This is a genomic window from Rhodococcus sp. SORGH_AS_0303 (assembly GCF_030819335.1).
Taxonomy (GTDB): domain Bacteria; phylum Actinomycetota; class Actinomycetes; order Mycobacteriales; family Mycobacteriaceae; genus Rhodococcoides.
Genome location: NZ_JAUTBO010000001.1, coordinates 1,102,325 through 1,123,938, shown reverse-complemented (window position 1 = coordinate 1,123,938; position 21,614 = coordinate 1,102,325). Strand labels below are relative to the sequence as shown.

The window sequence follows — 21,614 nt, the reverse complement described above, 5'->3', positions numbered from 1 at the left end:
CATGCCGCGCTCGTTCCTCTACGTGCCGGCCGTGAAGCCCGCCTTGTTCGACAAGGCCGTCTCGGGACCGGCCGACGCCGTCATCCTCGACCTCGAGGACGCGGTCCCACTCGCGCAGAAAGACACGGCGAGAAACGATGTCGCGCAGTGGCTGGACCGTCCGCGCGACGGTGGAGCGCAGGTGTGGGTTCGTGTGACACCCGAGTTCCTCGCCGAGGACCTCGCCGCGGCGGCCCGACCCGGCGTCACCGGGATCATCGTGGCCAAGTGCGGGGCGGCCTCCCTCGCGGAGGCGGACGAGCGACTCGGAGACGCGGACATCGCGATGGTGGGTCTGGTGGAGACCGCGGCCGCCCTGCGCGGCCTGACCGACCTGGCGAGCAGTTCCCGACTGGTGACCGTCGGCATCGGCGAGGTGGACCTGCTGGCCGATCTGCGGATCACCCGCGCGGCGGACACCGAGCACGTGATCGACGCCATCCGCGCGGACATCGTGATCGGCTGCGCAGCAGCGGGTCTGGAGGCGCCGATCGCACCGACCTCCACCGAGTTCCGCGACCTCGACGCATTCGTCACCACCACCGCGCACTTCGTGCACATGGGCTTCCGCTCCCGCACCGCGGTGCATCCCGGTCAGGTGCCCGTGATCAACGATGCCCTGACACCGGCGGCGGACGACGTGCGCCGGGCCGAGCGCCTCGTCGACCTGTTCGACCGGGCGGCCGGTGGGCCTACGGTCGACGACGACGGACGCTTCGTCGACGAAGCCGTGGTCCGCGGCGCCCGGGAGATCCTGGCCCGCGTCCGACTCTAATTCCCCAGAGTACGAATCGAATCGAACAGCACGCCCGGGTCCTCGAGGTCGGCGAGGCCGGCGCACTGCGCTGCGAAGGCGTCGGCTGCCTGCACGCTCAGCAGACCGTCGACGTTGGCCGAGAACTTCGCTCGAACGTCCTCGAACGACAACGGCCGCTCCGGTCCACCGCGCGTGGTCAACACCTCTTCGACGACGGTGGTGCCGTTGGTGAGGTGCGCCGTGAGAACGGCCGGGAACTGGTGCGGGAAGATGGCGTCGCACTGTGCGTCCGGGACGACGTCGACGCGCGCCATGATGTCGCGACGCTCCGTCGACGTGGCCTTCTCGTCGGTGTAGTCGTCCAGTACCGCACCGAGTCCACCGCCACCGAGCATGCCCACCGCCACCGCGTAGGGCCCGCTGAACTGAGCCATGTACCCGGTCTGCGGTGTGCGCTTGACCTCGATGGGTTCGCCGATGGTCCGGAGGTTGGCAGCGGGGACACCGAGGACGAACCGCTCGACGTCCGCGGGCGTGATGCCCCGACTCCGCAACGCGGCCGCCGCGTCGAGAGCCGCGTGCGTGAAGTGGTTGGCCGGGTAGGGCTTGACGAAGAGACCCGGCGCGGCCCAGGTGCTGCCCAGGCCGTCGGTGATCTCGGCGGCGCGCCCGCTCTGGTGCAACCACGCCTGAAAGAATCCGAACCTGCCCTCGAGCACCGTCGGCGGTCCGGTGATGCCGTGCCGAGCGAGACCCGCCGCGGACACGCCCGAGTGCGCCGCCCACCCGCAGTGCATGCGCTTGACCGTGCCACCGGTGCGGTTCGCCTCGATGATGCCGGCCGCCATCGACGCCGCGATACCGAGCGTGTCGACGATGCCGTCGGCCGAGGCGCCGCCGATCACCGCGGCAGCGGCCGCGCCGCCCATGGCTCCACAGATGGACGTGGCGTGCTGCCCGTTCTCGAAGAACACCGAGTTCTTCGTCTCCGGATCGAAACCCGCCATGCCGAGGCGGACACACACCTCGAGGCCGATCGCAATGCCGCGCACCAGGTCCCGGCCGGAGGCACCGTGCTGCTGCGCCGCGGCGAGTGCGGCCGGTACCACCGACGCGCTGGGGTGCAGTACCGAGGGCAGGTGGGTGTCGTCGAAGTCGAGGGAGTGCGCGAGCACCCCGTTGACGAAGGCCGCGAGGGTAGGCGGGAGGTTCTCCTCCACGCCGACGGCCGAGGCGACGGCCCGGCCGCCCTGCTCCCGCGCCCACGCGGCGGCCATCGCACTGGTGTCGAGTTCCGTGGCCGCGATCGCGATCCCGAGCGTGTCGAGGACGCGGAGCCCGATGCTGTCGACCACGTCGACAGGCAGATCGTCGAACGAGTGCTCCACCGCGAACTCCGCCAGCGTGCGGGCGAGTGTGGACTCGGTCATGCCGACACCACCGCAAGGGGGCGCACCGGCGATCCCGTGGCGCCGAAGATGTTGAGCGGCACCAGGACGAAGGTGAACTCGTACGTCCGGGTGCGTGCGAGCTCCTCGAGATCGAGGGCCTCGATGATGTAGATGCCGCTCTCCACCAGCAGGACTCGGTGAGCGGGGAGCAGCGCGTGGCCACCGCCCGGCGCGAGGCGTTCGAAGGCGATGGTGTCGGCGCCCGCGGCGTGCACCTCTCGGGACGCGAGCCACTGCGCGCCGGGCTCGCCGACGCCGGGAACCCCGGACGGACCACCGACATAGGGCTGACCCTCGTCGAACAACTGCGCCCACCCACTGCGGATCAGCACGACGTCGCCGGCCGACACCTCGACACCCTGGGCGGCGCAGGCGGACTCGAGGTCGTCGACCGTGATCTCGTCGCCGCCCTCGAGTCGCTCGGTTCCGCGCACGGCCGGAATGTCGAGCAGGATGCCACGGCGGATCATCGGCGCGATCGTGTGCACGCCGAGCTCGACGTACTTGCCGCCGACACCGGCCTCGGCCGCGTCGACACCGCCGTGCATCTTCCCCTCGTGGGAGACGTGGGCGAGCGCGTCGATGTGGGTTCCGACATGCGTTCCGGTGGTGATCATGTCGTTCGCGGCGCTGCCGCCGTCCGACCGGGTCATGTCACCGTGCCGACGCGGAAGCGTGTGCCAGAACTGCGGGTGATTCGGCGACTGCGGCATACCGACCCGCAGCTGGCGTCCGAGATCGACCGTGCGTACACCGGCCGTGACGGCCTCGAGAAGTCTGTCCGACATGGCTCGATTCTCTCCTCTGGACTGGGGTTCACGGCGAGCTGTGTTCCGCTGAGCGGATCGCCACCGGAGACACCGCGATGCCTGACTGTTGTCGATGCCGACCCTAGCAGCCCTGATCACGTCCGGCAGATGTATTGACCAGCACGAGCGTCAGTCCTAGCGTTGCCGCATGACCGACTCGACGGCGTTCCTTCCAGCGGAACAGGTGCGGATGCGCATCGACGATCTGGCGCGGTTCTGCGTGGACCTACCCGCGACCGGTACCGCGTACGAGAGTCGGATCCGCACCGTGCTGCTCGACCTTCTGGGTGTCACCCTGGCGGGAGCGCGGACACCGGAACTGACCGCGCTTCTCACGCGGTGGCGAGCCGAACCGGGCACGACGGTCACCGTCGGTCGCGGCGCCCACACCGGCGTGGAGACCGCGGCCTACCTGGACGCGATCGCCTCGTGCTGCCTGGAACTGGACGAGGGCAACAAGTACGCGGCGGGTCACCCTGCCGCCCATGTGCTCCCGGCTGCCGTCGCAGCGGCCCGCCTCAGCGCGCAGCCGGTGTCGGGCGACCGGTTCGTCGCTGCCGTGGTGGCCGGTTACGAGGTGGCCACCCGCTTCGGCGCCGCACTGACCCGCGACCCGAAGTGGCACACCCACGGACACTGGGGAGCGACCGGCGCCGCCGCCGCCGCTGCCGTCGTGTGGGATCTCGACGCCGAGCGCACGGCGGCCGCGATCGACGCCTCGACCGCGCTCGTGCACGTCGCACCGTGGGCCGTGGTGCTCGCGGGCAACTTCGCCCGGAACCTGTGGATCGGCGGCGCCGTCCGTGCGGGACTCGACGCCGCACGATTGTCCTCGGCAGGACTGGTGCACAACAGCGGCGCGGCGGCGACGACCCTGGGGGACATCGTCGGCACTCTCGATGCCGACAGGCTCGCACCCGCGCCGGACGGCACGTTCGCCCTCGATCAGGGGTACGCGAAGCGCCATGCCAGCTGCTCGTACACCCACGCCGCCGTCGACATCGTGCAGGCTCTGCGCACGAACCTGGATACCGCCGACATCGCGAGCGTGCGCGTCCGCACCCACGCGCTGGCGGAACCCCTGTTCGGTCGGCACCCCTCGACGCGGCTCGGTGCGATGTTCTCGCTGCCGTTCGTCGTGTCCGCCGCGGTGGTGGCCGGAAGCATCGACGTGGAGACCCTGACGCCCGGCAGCGCGACCTTCCGTGCGGCGGAGGAGTTCAGCGCACGGGTGGACGTCGAGTCGTCGCCCGCGCTCACGGCGCTGCTGCCCGACCGACGCGCCGCGGAGGTCGACATCGTTCTCGTCTCCGGCGAGACCGTGTCGGCGGGTTCACCGGATCCGGTGGGCGACGTCGACCATTTCCCGTTGGACCACGTCCAGATACTGGAGAAGATCGAACGGCTCGTCGGCGCGGAGGACGCCGGGCGGATCGATCGCGTGGTCACCGATGTCCTGCATTCTTCGGACGTGGTCCGAACTCTGACCGCACTGCCCTGAGCAGCGGGTTCCGGCGGAAACCGACCAGCCTGTAACGTGACGCGCGCCCCGCGCGACGTGTGGTGTGACCCGTTGCTGCCATTCACCTGAGGACCTGCATGACCGCGTATCCGCCGCCGTTCCAGCCGCCCCACATCGAGGCCCGCAAGAAGGGCAACAAGGGCAAGATCACGGCCGCTGTCGCCGCCTTCGTGGGCCTGTCCGTCGTCGGACTGGGGCTGATGCAGGAACCCGAACCCGTCGCCGCGAGCGCGGAGACCACCCTCACCACCACGTCGGCCGCACCGACCACCACTCCCCGCGCGACGACCACCACCCCGCGGCCGACCACCACGACGTCGACGACCACTGCCGTCACGACCACTCCCGAGACCGTCACCGTGTACGCACCGCCGCCCACCACGACGGTGCCGTACGTCGAGACCCCGTACGTCGAAGTGCCGGACGTCGACGTGCCGGACGTCGACCGCGCCTACGTCCCGGCGCCCGTGCCGTTCGTCGCGCCGGTACCCGCACCGGCTCCGTACGTCGCGCCGGCCGTCGTTCCCGAGTCGTCCGGATCGACGTACTACACGAACTGCACCGCGGCTCGGAACGCCGGCGCAGCGCCCGTCCGCGTGGGCGACCCCGGCTACGGCTCGCACCTGGACCGCGACGGAGACGGCGTCGGGTGTGAGTGAGCTCAGCGCACGCTCTTGAGAACGGTCACCGCCGGCTTGGCCACCCCGTTCGAGCGGTAGACCCCGAAGTAGTTCTCCTTGTCGGGGTTCACCGCGGTCATCGCGGCGCGGTCTGTGGTCTCGTAGAAGAAGATCGGCCCGGCCCACGAGTAGGACAGGCGGTTGTCGACGGCCTGTCGGTAGGCCGTCGCCTGTACCTGCTCGCTGACGCTCGGGTCGCCCGCGGTAGCGGCGCCGGCCTCGGTCATGACGATGAGCTTCCCGGCGTCGCCGTTCTCGGTCATGATCGTGCGCGCGCTCTTCTGGTAGATCGTGCCGTCGGGATTGGTGAAGTCGACGCTCATCTGCGACCACGCGTTCCAGTCGGCAGTGTCGTTCGGCAACGCGGGCGCGGTGTACGGGTGCCAGCCGACGGCGTCGAAGTACGGTCCGGCGCCGAGGTCGTACATCTGATCGAGGTAGGTGATCGGTGAGACGGCGTGCCCTTCCGGGCTCTGACCCGTGGTGCCGTAGGGAGACAGTCCGGCGGCCACGATGCTGATGGCACTGGTGGTGGCGGCCTTCATCTTCGGGTAGGCCGCCTTCAGCAGATCGACGTAACCCTGCACATTCGGCTTACCCGTCACCGGATCGGCCCAGAACATCCACAGGTTCGGCTCGTTCCACACCTCGAACGACCGAACCCCCTGCGGCGCATACCTGGTCACGACCTTGGCGGCGAACGTCGCGTAGTCGTCCGGGTTCGTGGGCGGTGTGCTGCCGTCGCTGGTGGTCCGAGCCCACGGCGGTGTCTTCTGGATGAGCAGCAGGACGTTGAGGGACTTCGCTTTGGCCGCCGCCACAGCACCGTCCGGACCAGACCAGTTGTAGGCGGTCGGCCCACCGTCCTGGACGTACCACCAGTCGATCTCGATGCGGACCCACCTGGCGCCCGTACCCGCGACCCGGGTCGCCTGTGCCTGCTGGGCGCTCGAGCTGCTTCGGAAGTCGATGCCGTTGAGCCCGATGCCCTGGCGTCCGACATACGGACTCGCCGCCGACGCGGTCGGCACCGACAGGGTGGCGATCACCGTCGCCACCACCAACAGAATCTGCGCAACGCGTCTACCGACCTGCATGACCGCACTCCCCGACCGATTCGGCTACCGCGACACGCGGAAGCTCTCGGTGTCAGAAGTACCACCAGTCACACCAGTCACACAGGTAACACGCCGAACGCCGGTTCGATCACCTCAGCGCGCGCTTGAGCAGCTTGCCGCTCTGGTTACGCGGCAATTCGTCCATGAACCGCACCTGCTTGGGGATCTTGAACGGTGCGATGCGACCCGAGACGTGGGCGATGATCTCCTCGGCGGTCACCGCACGACCGTCCTTCACCGTCACCACCGCCGTGATCGCCTCGATCCACTTCTCGTCCGGAACGCCGATCACCGCGACCTCGGCCACCGCCGGATGGGTGTAGATCGCGTCCTCGACCTCCCGCGACGCCACCAGGATGCCGCCGGTGTTGATGACGTCCTTGATGCGGTCCACCACCGTCACGAATCCCTCCGCGTCCCGGGTCACCAGATCACCGGAGTGGAACCATCGGTCGAGGAAGGCCTCGGCCGTGGCGTCCGGGTTCTCCCAGTACCCGTCGCACAACTGCGGTGAGCGGTAGAGGATCTCGCCGGGTTCACCGTCCGCCACGTCCTCACCGTCGGCGTTCACCACCCGCGTCTCGACGAAGAAGACGGCGCGCCCGCACGAGGCGGGCCGTGCATCGTGCTCCTCCGGCTGCAACACCGTCGCCAACGGACCGATCTCCGACTGTCCGAAACAGTTGAAGAACCGAAGGTCCGGATACCGCGCCCGCAGCCGCTCCAGCACCGTGACCGGCATTATCGATGCCCCGTACTGCGCCTTGGTCAGGGACGACAGATCGCGGGTCTCGAGATCCGGGTGTCCCGCCAGAGGGACCCAGACCGTCGGTGCCAGGAACAGCGAACCGATGCGGTCGGCCTCGACGCGGCGCAGGATCTCCGCGACGTCCGGCTTCGCCATCAGGCGCACCGTCGCGCCGACCGACAGGTACGGCAGGGCGAACACGTGCATGCCGGCCGAGTGGTACAGCGGCATCGCGATGAGCGGGGCGTCGTCGGCGGTGAACGCCAGTGCCAGGACGGACGAGACGTACTCGCTCACCAGCGCACCGTGAGACATCATCGCGCCCTTGGGCTTCGACGTCGTTCCCGAGGTGTACAGCAACTGGGCGAGATCGGTGGTCAGCACCGTGGGCAGCGCGACCGACACGTCGGGAAGGTCGAGAAGCTCCTGCAGAGAGAGCACGACGTCGAGATCGAGACCCGTCCGCACGGCGTCGACCGCCGGCGCCAGAGCGTCGTCGACCAGCAGCGCGCGAGCACCGGACTGGCCGACCAGGTAGGTCAACTCGTCCTCGACGAGGGCGTAGTTGATCGGCACGTGCACCAGCCCGGCACGGCAGCAGGCGAGGAACCCGACGATGTAGGAGTCGGAGTTGGTGCCGTAGGCCGCGACCCGCTCTCCCGGTGCGAGCCCCGTCGACACCAGGTACCGAGCGACGCGGGACACCGCCGCGTCCAGTTCCGCATAGGTGTGCGTTCGACCGTCGAACTCCAGGGCTGCCCGGTCCGGGTACCGACGCGCCGACCTCGTCAGGACTGCGTCGACCGTGCTCGCGCGAACATCAGCTGTCATACCTCGGACACTAGAGAAGGCCGGGCGCCTCCGGTGCCCGTTCGAGACGAGCGCGAAGGAGCGACCACTCCGAGGCGGTGACCACGGACGGATTCGACTGCTGGGGCGACCGGAGCATCTCGAGTCGGTCCAGCCCGGCCGTCCCGGCGCACTCCGCGGCCGTCACGGGCTCGCCGAGAATGGTGATCTCGGTGGGAACGTGCAGGCGCGCATCGTCGGGATCGTGCATGTCGACAGCGGGGCCGAGCACGGTCCCCACGCCCCAGAATCCCCGCGCGGGGTGCACGCCGGATCGGTTGCTCACCCACAGCAGGATGGGCTGACCGGCCGCCATGAGGCGCGAACGGTAGTTGGGCGCCACGCACCAGTCACCGCCCGCGTGCCCGTCGGCGAGCAACGAGGCGACGTCGGTCCTGCGGGGATTCACCGTGATGACCCACGCCCCGAGAGTCCGGGCCGTCACCTTCTCCATGCGCGCGTCCTCCCTGATTCCTGTGAGACTCCAGTAACATTCTGCTCGGAAATGGGTATAAGTCAGCGACTGACCCACCAACCGAGGACACGTGATGCCAGCACATCGGCGACCGACTCGCACCGGACGACGGATCGCGGTGATCGGCGCCGCGGTGACCGTGCTCGCCGGCGCAGCCACCACCACCATGGTGCTGTCCGACAGTGCCCCCGCCACGGCCAGTGCCTCGGACGCCCCCGCACCCGCCGCGCCGGTCACCGCAGTCGACGCGCCCGTCGTCCTCGACACCCCGGCGGTGCAGATCGCTCCCCTCGCCCAGCAGGCCGCCGAGGAACCGTTCGACGCCTTCGCCGAGATCATGCAGATGGCCGGCTACCCGACCGACCCGGACACCGCCGCCTTCATGGACACCTCGGTCACCTCGATCTGCCGAGACCTCGCCGTCGGACGCACCGGAGTCGACATCCTCGCCGACACCGCCGACCGCACGCGAGTGCGCGGATGGTCGGACGAGCAGTCGGACGGACTCGTCTACATCGGCGTCGCCTCCACGTGCTCCGCGTACTCGCACCTGCTCCCCTGACACTGGAGATCCACCGACCGGCCTCCGGCCTTCCCGCAGTCCACCGACCGGCCTCCGGCCTTCCCGCACGTCAGCGCCGGAGTTGCCGTGCGCCGTCCCAGCCGGGCGGCGGCGGTGCCGTCGAGCTCCAGGGATGCCCGCGGTCGATCCACAGTCGGCGCCAGGACTCGGGCGTCACCCCCAGGTCGTCGTCGGTGACACCGAACTCGTAGCCGCACGACGGGCAGATCTCGTACGACGGGCCCGCCTCCGACCACGGCGGGTCCGCGAGACCGGGGTAGTGGCAGACCGGGCAGAGGTGAGTGGTCATTCCGGAACTCCTGGTTGGCGGTCCCAGTACGACGCACCGGATCCGGGCTTGAAGTATGTCTTGGTGGTGCCGTCCGGCGTGTAGGACGCGAACGTGTTGGTCTCCAGGTCGTACATCCGCACGGTGCCGTCCGGGCCGACCTTGACCTGGTGCGAGCCCTCCGTGCGGAACCGCGCCGCGAGGTCCGCGTACTCGTCGGCCGACCGTGCACCCACCTCGGCGCCGTGGCGCGCGAAGTGGTCGTCGAGCGCACGAGTGGACGACCACCCTGCCGGCGGCGGACCGGCAGCACGCTCCGCCGCACTGACGTCGTCCAGGCCGACGGGCACACGAGTGGTCAGATCCTCCACGTCGTCGGCAGCTCGTCGCACCGTCGCCATCGACGTCTCGGTGCGCCGCATCCGAGCGAACGCGTGCAGCGCCGCGATGACCGCGCGCACTCTCGAGGCGGTACGTGCGAAACGACCGGCCGTGATCGCCGCTCCCGCCGCGGCCGACAGTCCCGCGGACACGAAGGCCAACCCGATACCGACCGCGACGGCCGCCGCCTCCTCCACTGCGAACTGCTCGATCAGGTCGCGGATGTCGCGGCGCGTCTTCTCGAGCTGCTCGGGCGTAGTCGTGGCACGCGGCGGCCAGCCCCGAGCACGCACCCGCCACCGCTTCCACTGCCTCGGACAGTCGACGGAGGTCCCGCACCATCGCGTCCCGTTCCGGCACGTCCACGGCACCCAGATCGGCTGCGGCACCGAGCACCTCGGACCGTGCGTCGAGCATCGCCTGCCCCAGCACGATCCACGCGCTCGACGCGTCCCGCAGTGCGTCGGTGTCGCCGTTGGGGCACGGCACGCCGACCGCGTCGGCCAGCTCCACCGCACCCTGGAGCCCCGGGCCGAGGTCACCCACCGCGCTCGGGTACTCGAGCTGCCGCGCGGCGGACGGTGCCCGTCCTGCCGGCGGCGGGGTACTCGGAACCACCGCGATCGACTCCGCCGCAACGTAATTCGCACCCGCCTGATCGACGAGCCGCGCCAGCACCGACGTCGCCGAGAACGTCGTGGCGAGTGCGCGGGAGAGATCGACGACGGATCCGTCGTACGCCCGGCCCCACTGCTCACCCGCGGCGTCGCTTCCCGCCATCGCGGCCCACGCGCGCGACGCACCGTGGTGGACGTTCACCGCACTCGCCATGATCTCGTCCGCGCGATACACCGACCGAGCCGCCTCGGCGTAGACCTCGGGTGACACGTCGAGAACGACCGGGGGCGCCATCAGTCGCGCCCGAACATGCGGCTGTTCGACTGGAGGGCCGCGGTGTACGACGAGTGTGCCCGGCGCGCAGCGTCTCTCATGGTCTCGACACCGACCGCCATCTCGCGAGCCCCAGCTGACCATGCGCTCTGCGCGGCGCGATGAGCCTCTGCCGCCGTGCCCTCCCACGGCAGGGCGGACACCCGCACCGACACGTCGTCGAGTGCGACCCGCGTGGCCTCGGCCAACCGCGTCAGCCTCACGACCACGGCATCCAGTTCGGCCAGGTCGACTCGGTAGCCCGTCACACCGCACCCGCGATCGCGGCCGCGGACGTGTCGTCCTGTCCCGCATAAGCAATGGCTGCGATCTCGAGTCGACCCGCTGAGTCCTCGAGCGCCGCGACCACCGACCGGGCGCCGTGATGAACGGTGCCCCACCCGTCGACGAACGCCGTCGCCGCCAGGCCCTGCCACGAGGCGGACACCGCGGCGACGACCGAGGCGGCCTCCGCGACCTCCCGCTCGAGATCCAGCGACACCCTGCCCAACGACCTGGCCGCGTCCACCATGGTCGCCGCGTCGACAGCCGTGTGTTCCATGCCGTGCTCCCCCCGCCCGGCGCCGGCGACCGGTCGTCGGCGGCGTGTGCAGGCATGGACGGGCAGGACTCATGTTCGGTTCCCGCGGAACCGGTCGGCAGTGTCCGGACACACGAATGCGGCGCCTGCCCCGTGCAGACGCCGCATTCGGATGGTGGTCACTGTGCTCCGTGGTGACGGTGCACGGTGATCAGATCAACGCTGCCCCCTCGTTCGAACGAACAGTCCGCAGCATTGACCCGGATATCTCTCGGTGATCAGCGGTCGAGCTTGTGCTTCACCGTCTCGGCCAGATCCTGACCGAAGCTCTGCGCGACCGACAGTCGCTTCTGGGCGACCCGGCGCGGGGCGTTGCGCCGACGGCGCACCACGACGACGGCCACGATCGCACCGACGACGGCGGCGATGACGGGGGCGCTCACCGCGGAGGCCTTCTTCACGTCGGACGAGTTCGCGTCGAAGCTGCGCACCTGCTGGGCGACGTTGTCCGCGGCGTGCTTGGCACGATCGGCGACCTCGCCGGCCTTGTCCTGCGCCTTGGCAGCGACCTCGTTCGCCTTGTCGGCTGCCTTCTCCGCGACGTCCCCGGCCTTGTCGGCCACCTCGTTCGCCTTGCCGGCAGCCTTGTCCGCGACCTCGTCGGCCTTGTCGGAAGCCTTGTTCGCCGCGTTCTCCGCCTTGTCTGCGACGTCCCCGGCCTTGTCCTTCACGGCACCCGCGGCGTCGTCGACAGCCTGACCGGCCTTGTCGGCGGCCTGCTTGCCGTCCGCCTTGGTCTGCTGGGCTGCACCCTCGGTACGCAGCGAATCGTCGCCCGTGACCTCTCCGGCCTTCTTCTTCGCGGCGCCTGCGGCCTCGTCGACCTTGTTCTGAGCCTTCTCGATGAAGTCGGCCATGATGCACTCCTTTCGACGCTGCCCCTACCGGGCGCGCTCGTGTTCGTATGAAGGTGAGTCGTACAGAGAACGGAGAAGCGCGCGCCGACGACACATGATCTGGGTCACAGCCCGCGTCGACCTGACGGGACGACCGGACCGGTGACCGCATTAAGGTCGGCGCATGGGATCCAACCGACCGGGCAACCGCGGGCAGAAGCGCGCCGCCAAGACCGCGGCGCGGAGACGCCGACAGACCTCGGGGCCGACGGCGTCCACGACAGAACGGGTGCTCGCTCGCTTCGTGACGTGGATGGCCGTTCAGGAGGGCGCGGGAGACGTCGAGCCGACGCGTCGCGTCGTCGAGTCGCTCCTGGGTGAACTCACCCGGGTCCACGAGGGATTCACCCCCACGGCCTGGACCCCGGACGACGCCCACCTCGTTCTCGACGCCGCCGAATCCGTCCTCGCGCAGAACACCGAGGCGAGCGAGGACGCCGCGCTCCACCTCGTGTTCAGCGCCCTGTCCTATCTGACGTTCCTCGACGACGAGGACATCTGGAGCGGCAGCGACGCCGACTACGAGCACTGCATGGAGGACCTCACCGATTTCGTCGACGGCGTCCCCGACACGCTGACGCCCGAGGACATCACCCTGCCCGAGGTGACCGCGGACGCGGAGTCGGCGGCACTGGCCGAGCTCGCGATCGTCCGCGACGTCGACGCCCTGCTCGCCTGGTCGAGCACCGGTCGGCCGATCGACGCGAAGGAGGTGGCCGCCGCGCTGGGGCTCACCGTGCCCGCGTCGACGTTCCAGATGCCCGCCGACGTGCCCGAACTCGCCCACGCCTGGACCACCGCCGTGTCGTCCGGCGTCGTGGAGATCTCGGACGCCGGCGCCGCTCCCGGACCACTCGCGGCGAACGTCCGGGCGCGCGAGGCGGACGCTCTGCGCACCGTCGTCGCGGCGCACGTCACGGCGCAGTTGTCCGCCGACGACGAGATCGACGTCTCCGCCTCGGTGGCCGACAGCTTCGTCGCCCAGGCGGTGCTGGCCGCCATGACGCCGGACCCGCCCGAGGGCAACCTGGACGAGAACTACGACGACCTCGAGGGCGAGGACAAGCGGACGGCGGAGTTGGTGACCGCGAAGCTCCGAGCGTTCATCGACCAGGGACTGCTCGTCGGCGGCGAGGTGTTGCTGGTGCCACCCGAGCTCCGGCACGCAGTACTCGACGGCGTGGGACGCGCGGACATCTTCGGCACCGTTGCCGCCGAGACCTCCGCCGAGGACTGACACCGCGGCGTAGCGTGCGCGGCGTGGCCCTGATTCATCGCGCGACCATCGTTCCCACCAAGATCGACCTGCTGCGGCAGTGGGTTCCGCTGCAGCCGTGGGCGGCAGGCATCGACGTCGGCACGCTCGAGGTCGTCGACGCCTACCGCTTCGACGATCCCGACGGCGAGGTGGGACTGGAGTCGCACCTGCTCCGCGCCGCCGACGGGACGATCCTGCACGTGCCTCTCACGTACCGATCGGCACCGCTACCCGGCGCCGAGACGGCGCTGATCACCACCATGGAGCACAGCGTGCTCGGGACCCGCCACGTTCACGACGCGGCGCACGATCCGGTGTATCTGGCGACGCTGCTGCGGACCGTTCTCACGGGCGGAACTCAGGCGGCGTTCGAGTACTCCGAGCCCGGGCCCGAGCGCAAAGTCACCGCACTCGTCCACGGAACCGGACAGGCCGGCGCCGACGTTCCCGACGTCCACGCGCCGTCGGTCGACACCCGCGGCACCGACACCGTCGTCGACGTCGGCACCGCCGTGCTCACCCTGCATCGCGTCCCGCTGGACGACCCGGCCGATCGCGACGCCCTGGTCGGCACGTGGGCCGGACGGGCTCACCCTGCCGTTCTCGCGACGGCCGTCCTGCATGGAACAGCGCACGGCGGGTAGGCCACTGCCGACGAGCGGGGCCGACACGTGACGGGGGCGGGGGCGTGTCGACGCCCCCGCCCCCGGGTCATCCCGCCGACCAAGTCATCCCGCCGGCTGGGTGTCGGGAATGCCGCTCTCCGGTGGGGTTGCCTCCTCACCGGTGTACTCCTCGACGGCCGAGTCGCCGATGTCCGTGACCAGGACCGGGGTCAGGTTCTCCGGCTTTCCGTTCGTGATCTTGTAGACGCTGGCACCGGAGATGCCGAGGTGACTGTCCTCGGAGTAGCGGAACGGGGCGAGCTGAGGGCCGGGCAGGTCCTTGCCCTGCGACTGCAGCGCCGACACGATCGACTCCCTGGTCGGGTTCTCGCCCGCGGCCTGCAGCGCCTGCACGAAGGCGTAGGCGTGGCTCATGCCGTAGATGCGGTAGTTGGTCAGCTCCTCACCGGTTCCGTTGGCGGCCCACACCTTCTGCCACAACTGCGTCCACGGGTTGTCCGGCGAGTCGATGCCGGGGATGTACTCGAGGGAGATCATGTTCTCGAGCGACGAGGCGCCGTCGGTCACCGCGCCCTGGGAGAAGCGTCCGAGCAGCGACCCGACGAGGTCCACGTCGGAACCGATGGAGCTGTAGAACCATTCGGGCGTGTAGTTCAGTCGGCGGGAGACCAACTGGCTCAGTGCCGTGTACGACGGGACGTTGAAGCCCAGGATCAGATCGGCACCCGCCGCCTGGAGGGACGCGATCTGCGGGGCGACGTCGGTGTTGCCGGACGTGTAGCGGGCGACGCCGACGATCTGATCCTCGAGGTACTGGCGCACCGCGGCCTCGCTGTCGCGGCCGAGGTCGTCGTCCTGCAGGAACAGGCCCACCTTGGCGTCCGGCCGGTTCTTCTGCACCCAGTCGCCGATGATCTTGCCCTCGACCTGGTAGTCGGGCTGCCACCCGAAGGTGTTGGGGTACTTGGCCGGATCGTTGCCCCACATGATCGCGCCCGAGGACACGAACAGATCGGGGACGCCCTCCTCGTTGAGGAAGTCGATGACCGCGCTGTGGGTCGCGGTGCCCAGACCGCCGACCATCGCGAACACCTCGTCCTGCAGGACCAGCTCGTTGACCACCTGTGTGGTGGTGGTCGGGTCGTACGCGTCGTCACGCACGAGGTACTCGATCTGCCGACCGTTCACCCCGCCGGCGGCGTTGACGTAGTCGAAGTAGGCCTTGGCGCCCGTGGGGATCTCGCTGTACCCGGGAGCGGCGACTCCCGTCAGGGGATAGTGCGCACCAATCTTCACCGAGGTGTCGGTGATCCCGACGGTCGAGCCCTCCGTGGACTCCTCCGACTCTTCACGGCCACCCGCGCCGCACGAGGCCACCAGTACGACGGCCGCAGCGAGAGCGGTGCCCCGCTGCGCCCATGTTCGGATCCTGTTCATCGAACTCCTTCTCTCTTCAGACGACGCTGTACGAGACGACCGCGGACCGTGCCGACCAGTCCGAGTGGCGCGAAGAGGATCACGACCACGGTGAAGATGCCGGTGACCAGAGGCGCGAGTTCCGCGGCCTGCAGGCTGCTCAACCCGGCGTCGAGGCCCAGGTTGGTCACCACCGGCGGGATGTAGGTGAGGAGCGCGGCACCGATGAGAGCGCCTGTCAGCGAACCGAGTCCGCCGATGACCACAGCGGAGAGCAGGGTCAGGGACAACACCAGCGTGAACCCGCTCGGCGCGGCGATGCGGGAGGCCATCGCCATGATGGCCCCGGCGGCACCGGCACACGCGGCACTGACCACGAAGGCCAGCACCCGTGCCCGCCCGAGGTCGATCCCCGCGATCTCGGCCGACACCTCGTCGTCACGCACGGCGCGCCAACGCCGTCCGACGCGACTCGACGACACGTTGGCCAGCAGGAAGAACACCAGCACGAGCAGGAACCACCCGACGTAGGCCACGAATTTCGTGGACGTCAGCTCGTTTCCGGTGACGAAGAAGGCGATGTCGTCGAGCGCGGCCGGCACGTCGGGACTGGGCACGATGAGACCCTGCTCGCCCCCGAGGTACTCCGAGAAGTACAGCGCGAGACCAGGGACGGCGACGGCGAGCGCCAACGTCGCGCCGGCCAGGTAGGGCCCGTGCAATCGCGCCGCGGCGACCCCGACGACGACCCCGACCAGACCGGCCACGACAGTGGCCGCGATCAGGACCAGAGGCACCGACCAGCCGGACTCGTTCGCCCGCAACATCAGTGCCGCGGTGTACGCGCCGACCGCCATGAACGCGCCGTGCCCGAGGGAGAGCTGACCGTTGAGTCCGGTGAGCACGGTCAGCCCGGCCGCGGCGATCGCGAGATACGCCACCGATGTCAGCTGGCTCTGCCGGAACGTGCTGACGCTCTCCAGCACGAGAATCACCACGACGAGGGCCAGCAGAGCGCCGAGCAGGTGCCGCCGCACCGGAGTCGACACCACGCGGGCGACGCGCGAGCGTGCGGGTGAGAGGGTGGGCCTGTCGGTCGTCGTCACGGTCATGTCAGACCCTCCTCGCTGCCGCGGCAGCGAACAATCCGTTGGGACGCAACAACAACACCGCGATGAGGATGACCAGCGCCGCGAAGGACACGAGGTCCTGCCCGATGTAGCCACTGACCGCACTCAGCCCGACACCCATCAGCAGTCCGCCCACCACGGCGCCCACCGGGCTGTCGAGACCGCCGAGCACGGCGGCCACGAATCCGAACACCACGACGGAGTCCATGTAACCGGGGTGCACCAGCGACCCGCCGGCGATGAGCAGACCCGCGACCGACCCGACCACCGCGGCCAACGCCCATCCCAGCGTGAGCATGCGGCCCACGCGCACTCCCAGCAGGCGCGACACCTCCTGGCTGAAAGCACTGGCGCGCATCGTGAGTCCGAGATCGGTGAACCGGAACAGCGCGACCAGCGCGGCGAGCACCACCAGCACCGCGACGACCTTGTAGATGTCGTTGCCCGTCAGCGCCACGTCCACGGACCCGATGCGCCGACCGTCGAGACCGAACGGAGCGGGAAAGGACCGGAACTGGTTGCCGAACACCAGTGCCGCCACCGCGTGGATCACGATGAAGAGACCGAGGGTGAGGATCACCGGATTGATGTGCGACGCACTGTCGACGTACCGGATGATCAGTCGCTCGATCAGCGCGCCGAGCACGAGACCGGACACGAGCGCGGCGGCGAAGCCGACCCAGTACGAGTAGCCGGCATCGACCACGACGAGCGCCACGTAGGTGGTGATCATCGCCATCGGCGCCTGCGCGAAGTTCACGATGCGCGTGGAGCGCCAGATCAGCACGAGTGCCAGAGCGAATGCGGCATAGACCATCCCGTTGGTCACTCCGTTGATGACGATGGTGAGCAGTTGTTGCACTCTGTCGTCCTTTCGTGAGGGTGGTCAGAAGCCGAGGTAGGCGTGGCGGAGTTCCTCGTCGCCGACGAGGTCGGCCGCCGGACCCTCCCGCGCCACCGTTCCCAGGGACAGCACGACGGCGTGTTCGGCGATGGACAGCGCGCTGCGGGCGTTCTGCTCGACCAGCACGACGGTGAGGCCGTCCGAGTCGACCGAGTCACGCAGCGTCTGGAAGATCTGCGCCACCACGCGGGGAGCGAGCCCGAGCGACGGTTCGTCGAGCAGCAGGATCGTGGGGGTCGCCATGAGGGCGCGCCCGATCACCAGCATCTGACGCTCACCGCCCGACAGCGTGTGCGCGGTCGACGCCCGACGCTCCGCGAGAGCCGGGAACATGGACAGCACGCGGTCGATCCCCACCACGGCCGCGGACCTGTTGCGGCCCAACGCTCCCAGACGCAGGTTCTCCTCCACGGTGAGTTCGACGATGACCCCGCGGCCCTCGGGCACGTGCGACAGTCCACGCCGTGACATCGACTCCGGACTCGCTCCGACGAGGTCGACCTCGCCCATCCGGATGTGGCCGGACACCGGCGGGTGCAGCGCCGAGATCGTCCGGAGCAGGGTCGTCTTGCCGGCACCGTTGGCCCCGAGCACCGCGGTGACCGCGCCGCGGGGCACCCGCAGCGACACGGAGTCGAGCGCGGTGACGGCGCCGTACCGCACCGTCAGATCGGACACTGTCAGGGCGTCGCGGGTCGCCTCGTCCCGCACGACGTCACGCGTCACGGTCCACCTCGTCCCCCAGGTAGGCGGCGAGCACAGCGGGATCCTCGCGCACCGTGTCGGGTGTCCCGCGCGCGATGACCTTCCCGAAGTCCAGGACCACCAACCGATCACAGACACTCATGACCAGATCCATGTGGTGCTCGACCAGGAGGATCGACATCCTCGAGGTGAGTCCGCGGACCAGCTCACCCAGCTCGTCCATCTCCGCGTTCGACAGACCCGACGCCGGCTCGTCGAGAAGCAGCAACGTCGGCTCCCCCACCAGCGCCCGCGCGAGCGCGACGCGTTTGCGCACCGCGTACGGCAGGCTGGGCGGGTACCGGTCGGCGTACTCGTCGATGCGGAGTTCGGACAACGTGGCCAGAGCCCGGTCGCGGATCGCGGCGGTGTCGGCCCCGCTCCGAGCGAGTCCGAGCAGCCCGGCGACGATCGAGGTCCGGGCGAGATGGTCCGCACCGACCATGACGTTCTCCACCACGGTCATCCGGTCGAACAGCCCGAGGCCCTGCAGTGTGCGGCTCATACCGAGCGCCGCCAGCGCGGTCGGCTTCAGCCGGCGTACCACCCGGCCGTTCCGGGTCACCGTGCCCGACTGCGGCGCGACGAGGCCGCACGCCACGTTGAACAGTGTCGTCTTGCCCGCCCCGTTGGGTCCGATGACTCCGACGACCTCGCCTCGTCGGACATCGAGTCCGACGTCCGACAGGGCGACGATGCCGCCGAACGACACGGTGACGGACGACAGCTCGAACACGGACTCGGTCATGGTCTCGATCGTTGACACAGTGGCCCACCTCACATCTCGGTGGCACTCACTATGGTCACTCCGCACAGTCGGCGATATGGTCTCCGCGCACGAAAAGGGTCATGCCGCGGGCACCAATTTCGGTCAAACCGCTCGAACCGTCGGGCGCTGTGCGCAAAAATGCGCGCATGGCGTCGCCGTCGATCGGCCGTGGATCGGGGCTGAATCCTGTCCGCGGACGGCTGTCGGCGGAGGAACGAGCCGCGATCCAACGCGCGTGGGCGACGCTGATCCCGGAGGCGGACGCCATCGCCGACTCCATCACGTTGGCCCTGTTCGAGCAGGACCCCGACTATCTCCAGGCCGGCTCCGACATCACGGCCGTGGTCCGTCGCAGCACGCGGGAACACATCCGTCTGGGGCTGCGCAAGCTCAGCGGCACGCAGCACGGTAGCGAGGACAACACCGAGGTGTGGCGGCGCACGGGTCGCGAACGCGCGCGCCAGGGCATCCCCATGGAACTCGTGCTCAAGGCGTACACCCTCGGTAGTCGAACGTTGTGGGAGGAACTCGTCAACGCTCGCGGCGCGAATCCCGGGCTGCTCGAGCCGCGACTGCTTCTCGTCGCCGGCCAACGGTTGTGGCACGCACTCGATGCGCAGAACACAATTCTCGTCGACTCGTACCGGCGTGAGACCGCACGGATGCAGCAGCGCGACGTCACGAAGATCCTCGCCGTTCTCGACGGCTTGCGCGACGGGCGCGGAGCCGATCCCGCGTTCGTCGTCGATGCGCGGAACACACTGGGGCTCACCGCACAGCATCGGATCGCGTGCGTGGTGGGCCCGCTGTCCGAGCGAGGTGACCCACCCCTGACCTCACCAGAGGACGCCGTCGACGGCGTGACATCACTGTCGCACTGGCACATTCGCGACGGGGTTCAGTTCGGCGTCGTGTGCCCGGCCAAGGCGGACCTCAGCTCGGTGGCGGAGGCTCTCGCCGCACGCGCGGTCGGACCGGTGGGCATCGCCGCGTCGACGGACGGACTCGTGACCTTCGCCGCCGCGTACCGAGCTGCCGCGCGCACGGCGGCCACCATCGGCGCCGGCGACACTCCCGCCGCGGTGGCCACGGACCGACTGCCCCACATCGTCATGTCTGCCGACGACGAGATCTCGGATCTGGTCGTGTCCCACGCACTCGGGTCGCTGAACGGACACCCGCCCGCGCAGCGGGAGGTACTGCTCCGAACTCTGGCGCACGTCCTCGCCACCGACGGTTCACCCACCAACGCCGCCAAACTGCTGTACTGCCACCGGAACACGGTGATCTATCGGCTTCATCAGGTCGAGGAACTGACCGGCCGATCCATCACCGCGCCGGACGACCGGCTCCTCCTCACCCTTGCCCTGGTCCGCTCCGGGCACTGGGCGGACGCGGTGGCCGGCGTCGGCGCCGCCACGACTGTCACACCAGAGAGCTCGACCGCAACGTCAGCACGGTGATCTCGCTCGGTGCGAAGACACGGAACGGTGGACCCCAGAACCCCGTGCCCCGGCTCGTGTAGAGCTGCGTGCGGGCGCCGTGTCGGCTGAGGCCGTGGACGACCGGTTGATCGAGTCGGACGAGCAATCCGAACGGCCAGATCTGCCCGCCGTGTGTGTGCCCGGAGACCTGCAGATCCACTCCCGCCGCCACTGCCGCGTCGATCTGCTTCGGCTGATGCGCCAGCAGGAAGATCGGCAGCGACGGTTCCGCGTCCGCCAGCGCGGCGGTCAGATCCGCGCCGTGACCCACCTCGCCCGACCCGCGCGCGGTCCTGTCGTCCACCCCGGCGACGACGAGCCTGTCACCACCGCGCATGACGGTGATGTGCCTGTTGTGCAACGAGTCCCAACCCAGTGACGTCATGTGGTCGAGCCACTCCTGGGCCTCGCCGAAGTACTCGTGGTTGCCCGTGACGTAGACGCGCGCCGACTTCGCGTGCACTCGTTCCAGGGGCGCCACCTGCTCGCGTCGACGCTCCACCGACCCGTCGGCGAGATCACCCACGTGACAGACGATGTCGGCGTCCTGGCGATTGATCTCCGCCACGACGTCGGAGGACCAGACGGACCGTTCGATCGGACCGTAGTGCGTGTCCGTCACCAGGACGACGCGGAGCCCGTCGAGTCCGGCGCCGAGTCGATCGAGCGTCACCGTCACGTGCTTCGTGCGCGGCAGCCGCATCGCCTCGCGTCGTCCCCACACCGCCAACGCGACGATGACGGCCAGCACGGCGCCGGCGACGATGCGCGATCGCAGCGGATCGTCGACCCCGACGACGCCGAGCCCGAGCCGTACGACGAGCCCGATGATCGACCACACGAACGCGATCCACACCAGTCCGAGCAGGGTGTCCCCGATGCGCGCCCACCGGTCGGAGTGTGCCCGGCCGTGCCCCTTCGCCATGCCGACCACGAGTGCGGCGGCAGCACCGACCGCGACCACCGTCGCGATGATCTTCGCGGCGATCGGCCAGTCCGCGCCGGTGAACGCGAGAGTCCACAGCGGCGTCCCGAACAGGATCGCGAGAACGACTGTCACGACGGCGAGCCGGCCCACGGGCGGCCCGCCGGACGGAGTGCTCTCGCGAACCTCGCCCGGCACTGAGTGGTCCGACATGGTGCACGTTCCTTCGGTGTCGGGAGCGTCGGCGATCT

General features: G+C 69.5%; 24 protein-coding genes. 8 read left to right on the top strand and 16 right to left on the bottom strand.

Annotated features, from left to right (window positions below; all coding sequences use genetic code 11):
* The first annotated feature begins 1 nt into the window (after position 1).
* Positions 2-814 carry a CoA ester lyase gene (locus QE449_RS05205; RefSeq protein ID WP_307108348.1) on the top strand — a complete coding sequence of 271 codons (813 nt, stop codon included), beginning with the start codon at positions 2-4 and terminating at the stop codon, positions 812-814.
* Here the strand turns inward: QE449_RS05205 and QE449_RS05200 are convergent.
* Complete coding sequence (locus QE449_RS05200) at positions 811-2,226, bottom strand: MmgE/PrpD family protein (protein WP_307108347.1); 1,416 nt, start codon at positions 2,224-2,226, stop codon at positions 811-813. The genes QE449_RS05205 and QE449_RS05200 overlap by 4 nt on opposite strands.
* Positions 2,223-3,035, bottom strand: coding sequence for a cyclase family protein (locus tag QE449_RS05195; protein WP_056442061.1), 813 nt, complete (start codon positions 3,033-3,035; stop codon positions 2,223-2,225). Before QE449_RS05195 ends, QE449_RS05200 begins: the two co-directional genes overlap by 4 nt.
* 169 nt (positions 3,036-3,204) lie before the next feature.
* On the opposite strand from QE449_RS05195, the gene QE449_RS05190 reads away from it, so the two are divergent.
* Together QE449_RS05190 and QE449_RS05185 are read left to right on the top strand one after the other, a co-directional pair.
* Positions 3,205-4,557 carry an MmgE/PrpD family protein gene (locus tag QE449_RS05190; RefSeq protein ID WP_307108346.1) on the top strand — a complete coding sequence of 451 codons (1,353 nt, stop codon included), beginning with the start codon at positions 3,205-3,207 and terminating at the stop codon, positions 4,555-4,557.
* A 98-nt stretch (positions 4,558-4,655) separates the two neighbouring features.
* On the top strand, positions 4,656-5,237 hold the full coding sequence (locus QE449_RS05185) for an excalibur calcium-binding domain-containing protein (protein WP_051613121.1): 582 nt from the start codon (positions 4,656-4,658) through the stop codon (positions 5,235-5,237).
* 2 nt (positions 5,238-5,239) lie between these two features.
* Here QE449_RS05185 and QE449_RS05180 read toward each other — a convergent pair whose 3' ends face one another.
* The 3 genes from QE449_RS05180 to QE449_RS05170 all read right to left on the bottom strand — a co-directional run bounded on the left by QE449_RS05180 (position 5,240) and on the right by QE449_RS05170 (position 8,427).
* On the bottom strand, positions 5,240-6,355 hold the full coding sequence (locus QE449_RS05180; RefSeq protein WP_307108345.1) for a cellulase family glycosylhydrolase: 1,116 nt from the start codon (positions 6,353-6,355) through the stop codon (positions 5,240-5,242).
* A gap of 109 nt (positions 6,356-6,464) precedes the next feature.
* The gene (locus tag QE449_RS05175) at positions 6,465-7,955 is read right to left on the bottom strand and encodes a fatty acyl-CoA synthetase (RefSeq protein WP_307108344.1); all 1,491 of its coding nucleotides are present in this window, start codon (positions 7,953-7,955) and stop codon (positions 6,465-6,467) included.
* A 10-nt stretch (positions 7,956-7,965) separates the two neighbouring features.
* On the bottom strand, positions 7,966-8,427 hold the full coding sequence (locus QE449_RS05170; RefSeq protein ID WP_051613120.1) for a hypothetical protein: 462 nt from the start codon (positions 8,425-8,427) through the stop codon (positions 7,966-7,968).
* Between the two features lie 94 nt (positions 8,428-8,521).
* Between QE449_RS05170 and QE449_RS05165 the strand changes: the two genes are divergently transcribed.
* Positions 8,522-9,010: a hypothetical protein gene (locus tag QE449_RS05165; protein ID WP_155956948.1), complete on the top strand. Its 489-nt coding sequence runs from the start codon at positions 8,522-8,524 to the stop codon at positions 9,008-9,010.
* Between the two features lie 70 nt (positions 9,011-9,080).
* On the opposite strand, the gene QE449_RS05160 is transcribed toward QE449_RS05165, so the two are convergent.
* The gene (locus QE449_RS05160) at positions 9,081-9,320 is read right to left on the bottom strand and encodes a hypothetical protein (RefSeq protein WP_027504748.1); all 240 of its coding nucleotides are present in this window, start codon (positions 9,318-9,320) and stop codon (positions 9,081-9,083) included.
* Entirely contained in the window at positions 9,317-9,973 is a 657-nt protein-coding gene (locus tag QE449_RS05155; protein WP_307108343.1) for a hypothetical protein, read from the bottom strand. Before QE449_RS05155 ends, QE449_RS05160 begins: the two co-directional genes overlap by 4 nt.
* A gap of 404 nt (positions 9,974-10,377) precedes the next feature.
* Between QE449_RS05155 and QE449_RS05150 the strand changes: the two genes are divergently transcribed.
* Positions 10,378-10,554, top strand: a complete 177-nt coding sequence (locus QE449_RS05150; protein ID WP_307108342.1) for a hypothetical protein — start codon at positions 10,378-10,380, stop codon at positions 10,552-10,554.
* A gap of 37 nt (positions 10,555-10,591) precedes the next feature.
* On the opposite strand, the gene QE449_RS05145 is transcribed toward QE449_RS05150, so the two are convergent.
* The 3 genes from QE449_RS05145 to QE449_RS05135 form a co-directional block, all read right to left on the bottom strand.
* On the bottom strand, positions 10,592-10,879 hold the full coding sequence (locus QE449_RS05145; RefSeq protein WP_307091549.1) for a WXG100 family type VII secretion target: 288 nt from the start codon (positions 10,877-10,879) through the stop codon (positions 10,592-10,594).
* Positions 10,876-11,172, bottom strand: a complete 297-nt coding sequence (locus tag QE449_RS05140; RefSeq protein ID WP_307108341.1) for a WXG100 family type VII secretion target — start codon at positions 11,170-11,172, stop codon at positions 10,876-10,878. Before QE449_RS05140 ends, QE449_RS05145 begins: the two co-directional genes overlap by 4 nt.
* 257 nt (positions 11,173-11,429) lie before the next feature.
* Entirely contained in the window at positions 11,430-12,068 is a 639-nt protein-coding gene (locus tag QE449_RS05135; RefSeq protein WP_261778159.1) for a hypothetical protein, read from the bottom strand.
* A 163-nt stretch (positions 12,069-12,231) separates the two neighbouring features.
* On the opposite strand from QE449_RS05135, the gene QE449_RS05130 reads away from it, so the two are divergent.
* Positions 12,232-13,344, top strand: coding sequence for a hypothetical protein (locus tag QE449_RS05130; RefSeq protein ID WP_051613118.1), 1,113 nt, complete (start codon positions 12,232-12,234; stop codon positions 13,342-13,344).
* 23 nt (positions 13,345-13,367) lie between these two features.
* Positions 13,368-14,009: a hypothetical protein gene (locus tag QE449_RS05125; protein WP_307108340.1), complete on the top strand. Its 642-nt coding sequence runs from the start codon at positions 13,368-13,370 to the stop codon at positions 14,007-14,009.
* An 84-nt stretch (positions 14,010-14,093) separates the two neighbouring features.
* Here the strand turns inward: QE449_RS05125 and QE449_RS05120 are convergent, their stop codons facing one another.
* From QE449_RS05120 to QE449_RS05100, 5 genes are read right to left on the bottom strand one after another with little or no spacing between them, the layout of a single operon-like run.
* Positions 14,094-15,428, bottom strand: coding sequence for an ABC transporter substrate-binding protein (locus tag QE449_RS05120; protein WP_307091540.1), 1,335 nt, complete (start codon positions 15,426-15,428; stop codon positions 14,094-14,096).
* A complete protein-coding gene (locus QE449_RS05115) occupies positions 15,425-16,519 on the bottom strand; it encodes a branched-chain amino acid ABC transporter permease (RefSeq protein ID WP_307108339.1) in 1,095 nt (364 codons plus the stop codon). The genes QE449_RS05120 and QE449_RS05115 overlap by 4 nt, the downstream gene beginning before the upstream one ends.
* 1 nt (position 16,520) lies before the next feature.
* Positions 16,521-17,399, bottom strand: coding sequence for a branched-chain amino acid ABC transporter permease (locus tag QE449_RS05110; protein ID WP_027504741.1), 879 nt, complete (start codon positions 17,397-17,399; stop codon positions 16,521-16,523).
* Between the two features lie 24 nt (positions 17,400-17,423).
* Positions 17,424-18,167 (bottom strand): ABC transporter ATP-binding protein, encoded by a 744-nt coding sequence (locus QE449_RS05105; protein ID WP_307108338.1) that lies wholly within the window; start codon positions 18,165-18,167, stop codon positions 17,424-17,426.
* Positions 18,157-18,933: an ABC transporter ATP-binding protein gene (locus tag QE449_RS05100; protein ID WP_261775734.1), complete on the bottom strand. Its 777-nt coding sequence runs from the start codon at positions 18,931-18,933 to the stop codon at positions 18,157-18,159. Before QE449_RS05100 ends, QE449_RS05105 begins: the two co-directional genes overlap by 11 nt.
* A gap of 167 nt (positions 18,934-19,100) precedes the next feature.
* On the opposite strand from QE449_RS05100, the gene QE449_RS05095 reads away from it, so the two are divergent.
* Positions 19,101-20,417 (top strand): CdaR family transcriptional regulator, encoded by a 1,317-nt coding sequence (locus QE449_RS05095; RefSeq protein ID WP_222632955.1) that lies wholly within the window; start codon positions 19,101-19,103, stop codon positions 20,415-20,417.
* Here the strand turns inward: QE449_RS05095 and QE449_RS05090 are convergent.
* Complete coding sequence (locus QE449_RS05090; protein ID WP_307108337.1) at positions 20,380-21,576, bottom strand: metallophosphoesterase; 1,197 nt, start codon at positions 21,574-21,576, stop codon at positions 20,380-20,382. The two genes, QE449_RS05095 and QE449_RS05090, sit on opposite strands and share 38 nt — an antisense overlap.
* Positions 21,577-21,614: the final 38 nt, after the last annotated feature.

Coding starts and splice junctions, on each gene's coding strand:
- QE449_RS05175 (WP_307108344.1), bottom strand. CDS start 7,955: ATGACAGCTGATGTTCGCGCGAGCACGGTCGACGCAGTCCTGACGAGG.
- QE449_RS05095 (WP_222632955.1), top strand. CDS start 19,101: ATGGCGTCGCCGTCGATCGGCCGTGGATCGGGGCTGAATCCTGTCCGC.
- QE449_RS05160 (WP_027504748.1), bottom strand. CDS start 9,320: ATGACCACTCACCTCTGCCCGGTCTGCCACTACCCCGGTCTCGCGGAC.
- QE449_RS05100 (WP_261775734.1), bottom strand. CDS start 18,933: ATGACCGAGTCCGTGTTCGAGCTGTCGTCCGTCACCGTGTCGTTCGGC.
- QE449_RS05190 (WP_307108346.1), top strand. CDS start 3,205: ATGACCGACTCGACGGCGTTCCTTCCAGCGGAACAGGTGCGGATGCGC.
- QE449_RS05180 (WP_307108345.1), bottom strand. CDS start 6,355: ATGCAGGTCGGTAGACGCGTTGCGCAGATTCTGTTGGTGGTGGCGACG.
- QE449_RS05170 (WP_051613120.1), bottom strand. CDS start 8,427: ATGGAGAAGGTGACGGCCCGGACTCTCGGGGCGTGGGTCATCACGGTG.
- QE449_RS05205 (WP_307108348.1), top strand. CDS start 2: ATGCCGCGCTCGTTCCTCTACGTGCCGGCCGTGAAGCCCGCCTTGTTC.
- QE449_RS05195 (WP_056442061.1), bottom strand. CDS start 3,035: ATGTCGGACAGACTTCTCGAGGCCGTCACGGCCGGTGTACGCACGGTC.
- QE449_RS05165 (WP_155956948.1), top strand. CDS start 8,522: ATGCCAGCACATCGGCGACCGACTCGCACCGGACGACGGATCGCGGTG.
- QE449_RS05090 (WP_307108337.1), bottom strand. CDS start 21,576: ATGTCGGACCACTCAGTGCCGGGCGAGGTTCGCGAGAGCACTCCGTCC.
- QE449_RS05200 (WP_307108347.1), bottom strand. CDS start 2,226: ATGACCGAGTCCACACTCGCCCGCACGCTGGCGGAGTTCGCGGTGGAG.
- QE449_RS05115 (WP_307108339.1), bottom strand. CDS start 16,519: ATGACCGTGACGACGACCGACAGGCCCACCCTCTCACCCGCACGCTCG.
- QE449_RS05135 (WP_261778159.1), bottom strand. CDS start 12,068: ATGGCCGACTTCATCGAGAAGGCTCAGAACAAGGTCGACGAGGCCGCA.
- QE449_RS05140 (WP_307108341.1), bottom strand. CDS start 11,172: ATGGAACACACGGCTGTCGACGCGGCGACCATGGTGGACGCGGCCAGG.
- QE449_RS05185 (WP_051613121.1), top strand. CDS start 4,656: ATGACCGCGTATCCGCCGCCGTTCCAGCCGCCCCACATCGAGGCCCGC.
- QE449_RS05130 (WP_051613118.1), top strand. CDS start 12,232: ATGGGATCCAACCGACCGGGCAACCGCGGGCAGAAGCGCGCCGCCAAG.
- QE449_RS05120 (WP_307091540.1), bottom strand. CDS start 15,428: ATGAACAGGATCCGAACATGGGCGCAGCGGGGCACCGCTCTCGCTGCG.